6 protein-coding genes are annotated in these 4,768 nt (G+C 70.5%); 1 reads left to right on the top strand and 5 read right to left on the bottom strand.

Annotation, left to right across the window (positions count from 1 at the left end):
* From IEZ00_RS16370 to rplJ, 4 genes are all read right to left on the bottom strand, one after another.
* A partial coding sequence (locus IEZ00_RS16370) for an MlaE family ABC transporter permease (RefSeq protein ID WP_229795794.1) occupies window positions 1-700 on the bottom strand: 700 nt, incomplete at its 3' end.
* Window positions 697-1,728: an ABC transporter ATP-binding protein gene (locus IEZ00_RS16365; RefSeq protein WP_189224120.1), complete on the bottom strand. Its 1,032-nt coding sequence runs from the start codon at window positions 1,726-1,728 to the stop codon at window positions 697-699. The genes IEZ00_RS16365 and IEZ00_RS16370, both read right to left, overlap by 4 nt.
* 195 nt (window positions 1,729-1,923) lie before the next feature.
* Window positions 1,924-2,313 carry a 50S ribosomal protein L7/L12 gene (gene rplL, locus IEZ00_RS16360; protein WP_189224119.1) on the bottom strand — a complete coding sequence of 130 codons (390 nt, stop codon included), beginning with the start codon at window positions 2,311-2,313 and terminating at the stop codon, window positions 1,924-1,926.
* 64 nt (window positions 2,314-2,377) lie between these two features.
* Complete coding sequence (gene rplJ / locus IEZ00_RS16355) at window positions 2,378-2,935, bottom strand: 50S ribosomal protein L10 (protein ID WP_189224118.1); 558 nt, start codon at window positions 2,933-2,935, stop codon at window positions 2,378-2,380.
* Between the two features lie 273 nt (window positions 2,936-3,208).
* Between rplJ and IEZ00_RS16350 the strand changes: the two genes are divergently transcribed.
* Window positions 3,209-3,925 carry a hypothetical protein gene (locus IEZ00_RS16350; protein ID WP_189224117.1) on the top strand — a complete coding sequence of 239 codons (717 nt, stop codon included), beginning with the start codon at window positions 3,209-3,211 and terminating at the stop codon, window positions 3,923-3,925.
* A 55-nt stretch (window positions 3,926-3,980) separates the two neighbouring features.
* On the opposite strand, the gene rplA is transcribed toward IEZ00_RS16350, so the two are convergent.
* The gene (rplA, locus tag IEZ00_RS16345) at window positions 3,981-4,697 is read right to left on the bottom strand and encodes a 50S ribosomal protein L1 (protein WP_189224116.1); all 717 of its coding nucleotides are present in this window, start codon (window positions 4,695-4,697) and stop codon (window positions 3,981-3,983) included.
* Between the last annotated feature and the right edge of the window lie 71 nt (window positions 4,698-4,768).

Below are 4,768 nucleotides of genomic sequence, written 5' to 3'. Positions count from 1 at the left end.
CGGCCTGGTTGACCGCGTCGCCGACGCCCTTGGGCCCGCCCGCCGGGTTGAGCCCCCGATAGGCGGCCACGATGCCCGCGATGAAGCCGAAGACCAGCGCCTTGATCTCGCTGATCCACAGGTCCGGCAGCTGCGCCAGGGCGGAGAAGCTGGCCAGGTACGCGCCGGGCGTGCCGTCCTGCAGGATCACGTTGAAGAAGTAGCCGCCCATCACGCCGACCACGCTGACCATGCCGTTGAGCAGCACGCTGACCAGCATCGCGGCCAGCACCCTGGGCACCACCAGGCGCTGGATCGGCGAGACCCCCAGCACCTCCATCGCGTCGATCTCCTCGCGGATCTTGCGCGAGCCCAGGTCCGCGCAGATCGCCGAGCCGCCCGCGCCCGCGATCAGCAGCGCGGTCACGATCGGGCTGGCCTGCTGGATGATCGCCAGCACGCTGGCCGCGCCGGTGAACGACTGGGCGCCGATCTGCCTGGTCAGCGACCCGATCTGGAGCGCGATCACGGCGCCGAACGGGATGGACACCAGCGCGGTGGGCAGCACCGTCACGCTGACCACGAACCAGCACTGCTGGATGAACTCGCGCAGCTGGAACGGGCGGCGGAAGGTGTTGCGCACCACGTCCGCGCCCAGCCCGAACAGCTGCCCCGCCTCCCGCAGCGCGCCCGCGCCGGGGAAGGCCGCCCGCCCGCTCACCGCACCCCTTCGGGCTGCCCGGCGGACACGCCGTAGCGCTGCCGCTCCTCGGGGGTGAGGCTGGCGATGATGCCCTCCCTGGCCTGCGGCGGCAGGGTGTGCAGAATCCGCATCACCCGGTCCTTGCGGCGGCGCACCGCCCCGCGCGGCGGCAGGCCGGGCGTCGGCTCCAGCTGCGGCACCACGCCGCGCACGTCCTCGTCCGGCGAGCCGTCGGAGTGCCCGGCCTGCTTGTGCGCCAGCTCGGCGGCCATGGTGGCCTGGTCCTTCTCCTCGGACATGCCGATCGGGCCGAGCCTGCGGCCGTTGAGGAACTGCTCCACCACCGGCTCGTCGCTGGTCAGCAGCACCTCGCGGGGGCCGAACATGACCAGCTCGCGGCGGAACAGCATGCCCAGGTTGTCCGGGACCGTGCGGGCCACGGTGATGTTGTGCGTGACGATCAGGATGGTCGCGTCGATCTGCGAGTTCAGGTCGATCAGCAGTTGGCTGAGGTAGGCGGTGCGCACCGGGTCCAGCCCGGAGTCCGGCTCGTCGCACAGGATGATCTCGGGGTCCAGCACCAGCGCGCGGGCCAGACCGGCGCGCTTGCGCATCCCGCCGGAGATCTCGCCGGGGAGCTTCTTCTCCGCGCCGACGAGGCCGACCATCTCCATCTTCTCCAGCACGATCCGCCGGACCTCGGCCTCGGTCTTGCGGGTGTGCTCGCGCAGCGGGAACGCCACGTTGTCGAACAGGTTCATGGAGCCGAACAGGGCGCCGTCCTGGAACAGCACGCCGAACAGCTTGCGGATCTCGTAGAGCTTGTGCTCGGAGCAGCGCAGCAGGTCCACGCCGTTGATGACGATCCTGCCCCGCTCCGGCTTGAGCAGGCCGACCAGGGACTTCAGGAACACCGACTTGCCCGTGCCGGACGGCCCCAGCATCACGCTGACCTCGCCCGCGGGCAGGGTGAGGGTCAGGTCCCGCCAGATGGTCTGCTTGCCGAAGGACTTGGTCAGGCCCTCGACGACCACCTCGACGCCCATCGCACCTCCCGTTCCCGGCCACCTCGCCGCGACGCCCGCGTGACGGGCGTCATGACGGTGCAACGAGCCCGCGACGCCGTGGTTACTGGCCAGTCAGGTCCGCGGGGTTGCAGACCAGTAACGGTCCCCGGAAACAGCGACAGGGCGGGCACCCGATGGGTGCCCGCCCTGGTCAGAGGCCCTGAGGGCCTCGGCTCACTTCAGCGAGATCTTCGCGCCGGCGGCCTCGAGCTTCTCCTTGGCGGCGTCGGCGACGTCCTTCGCCACGTTCTCCAGCAGCGGCTTCGGAGCGGACTCGACCAGCTCCTTGGCCTCCTTCAGGCCCAGGCCCGAGACGACCTCGCGGACGACCTTGATGACCTGGATCTTCTTGTCGCCAGCGCCCTCGAGGACGACGGTGAACTCGTCCTTCTCCTCCTCGGCGGCGGCAGCGGCGCCACCGGCGGCCGGGGCGGCGGCCACGGCGACCGGAGCCGCGGCGGTGACCTCGAAGGTCTCCTCGAACTGCTTCACGAACGCCGACAGCTCCAGGAGGGTCATCTCCTTGAACGCGTCGAGCAGCTCGTCGGTGCTGAGCTTCGCCATGGTGGCGGTCCTTTCTAGTCAACGCCCGTACTGCGGCCGGACGCGGAGTGTGGTCGGGTGTTGATCAGCTCTCGGCGGGCTCTGCGGCGGGAGCGTCGGCGCCCTCGGCGGACTGCTTCTTCTCCTGCAGAGCGGCGGCCAGGCGAGCGACCTGGGAAGCCGGGGCGTTGAACAGCCCCGCGGCCTTGGCCAGGTTGCCCTTCATCGCGCCCGCCAGCTTGGCGAGCAGCACCTCGCGGGTCTCGAGGTCCGCGATCGCGGTGACCTCTTCGACCGTGAGGGGGCGGCCGTCCATGAAGCCGCCCTTGATGACCAGGGCCTTGTTGTCCTTCGCGAAGTCGCGCAGGGCCTTCGCCGCGTCGACCGGCTCGCCTTCGACGAAGGCGATGGCGGTCGGACCGACGAGCAGGTCTTCCAGACCCGCGACGCCCGCGTCCTCAGCGGCACGCTTGACCAGCGTGTTCTTCGCAACGGTGTACGTGGTGCCCGCGCCGAGAGCGCGACGCAGCGTGGTGAGCTGCGCCATGGAGAGGCCACGGTACTCGGTGACGACAGCGGCCGAGCTGCCCCGGAACTTGTCCGTGAGCTCGGCGACGGCCGAAACCTTGCTGGGCTTCGCCATGATCGCCTCCTCTCTAGGGCTTCGAGGTGACGCCGGTCGAGCCGAGAGGTTCCGCGTCCAGGCACGAAAAACGCCCCTGCGCAGCAGCACAAGGGCGGACAGGCGCGTGCGAACGCGCCAAGCTCTCCTCGTCCTCCTGCGCGGGCCGCCCGCGGTGCTCGCGGGACCTTCGTCCCCCCGCCACGAGGGCGTGAGGAGACCAGCGGTCTTTGGTGGAACACCCCCAGCGTAGCCGACCGCATTCCGACCGCAAAATCGGCCATGATGTGATCCGTGACCGACGAGCAGCGGCCCCCGGACCTCGACCCCGAACAGCTGCGGCAGTTCCAGGAGTTCCAGCGCTTCCAGGAGTTCCAGCGCTTCCAGCAGGCGCAGGGCACCGCCCTGCCACCCGGTCAGGCCCTCCCACCGGGCCAACCCGCCCCGCCACCCGCCCCCGCGCGCAAACCCCTGTGGCAGGTCCTGCTGGGCAGCAAGCTGGTCCGCAGACTGGTGTACCTGCTGATCGCCCTGCTCGTCGGCATGTACTTCTACGAGCGGTACTTCGGCGGCGACGACCCCGGCGACGTGGCCGTGGACAGCGGCGGCGTGACCAACAACCCGATCGCCCCGCAGACCCCGTGGGGCAACCTGGGCACGGTGGCCAAGCTCTACGGGCACGTGGCGCTGGACAACCAGGACGAGGCGTGCAGGCTGTTCGCCGAGGACGGGGTGGCGCGCGAGGCGTTCACCGCCTCCGTCGGCGCCGCCGACTGCAAGGCCGCCGTCGCCCGGCTGCACGAGCAGGTCACCAACGTGGCCCAGTACGAGCAGCCGCAGTTCCCCCAGCACATGCTCGGCACGCCGCCGGGCGGCACCACCGAGGTCAGCTCGTGCGAGCTGGCCGTGGCGGGCGGGCCGCGACTGGGCCGCTTCACCCTCACCAAGCTCTCCCCCAGCGGCGCCTGGGTGATCAGCGGCTACCGGGCCGAGACCTGCGCGGGCCGGTGAACGCGAAGAGCCCCCGGCGGGAGGCCGGGGGCTCTTCGTCGCTCGGGGCGGGGCGTCAGACAGCGGCCTCGTCGACGAGCAGGTTGCGCGTGCGGTTCGGGTCGACCGGGATGCCGGGGCCCATGGTGGTGGAGACGGTGACCTTCTTCAGGTACCGGCCCTTGGCCGCGGACGGCTTGGCGCGCAGGATCTCGTCCAGCGCCGCGGCGTAGTTCTCGACCAGCTTCTCCGGCTCGAACGACACCTTGCCGATGACCAGGTGCAGGTTCGCCTGCTTGTCGACGCGGAAGTTGATCTTACCGCCCTTGATGTCCGAGACGGCCTTGGTGACGTCGGGCGTCACGGTGCCGGTCTTCGGGTTCGGCATCAGGCCGCGCGGGCCGAGGATGCGGGCGATGCGGCCCACCTTGGCCATCTGGTCCGGCGTCGCGATCGCGGCGTCGAAGTCGAGCCAGCCACCCTGGATGCGCTCGATCAGGTCCTCGGAGCCGACCGCGTCGGCACCGGCGGCCTCGGCCTCGGCGGCCTTGTCACCGGTGGCGAAGACGATCACGCGGGCGGTCTTGCCCGTACCGTGCGGCAGGTTCACGGTGCCGCGGACCATCTGGTCGGCCTTGCGCGGGTCGACGCCCAGCCGGATGGCGACCTCGACGGTCGCGTCCAGCTTCACCTTGGAGGTCTCCTTGGCGAGCTTGGCGGCCTCCAGCGGCGAGTACAGCCGCTCCCGGTCCACCAGCTCGGCGGCGTTCTTGTACGCCTTGCTGCGCTTCATGCTTCTGTCCTTCGATGTGGATCAGTTGTGGTGCGAGCCAGCGCGTGGCTCTCCCACGTGCTGCGGGAAGT

Source organism: Saccharothrix coeruleofusca (assembly GCF_014648515.1).
GTDB lineage: Bacteria > Actinomycetota > Actinomycetes > Mycobacteriales > Pseudonocardiaceae > Actinosynnema > Actinosynnema coeruleofuscum.
The sequence above is the reverse complement of the archived record's forward strand: the minus strand, read 5'-3'. Positions and strand labels throughout refer to the sequence as shown.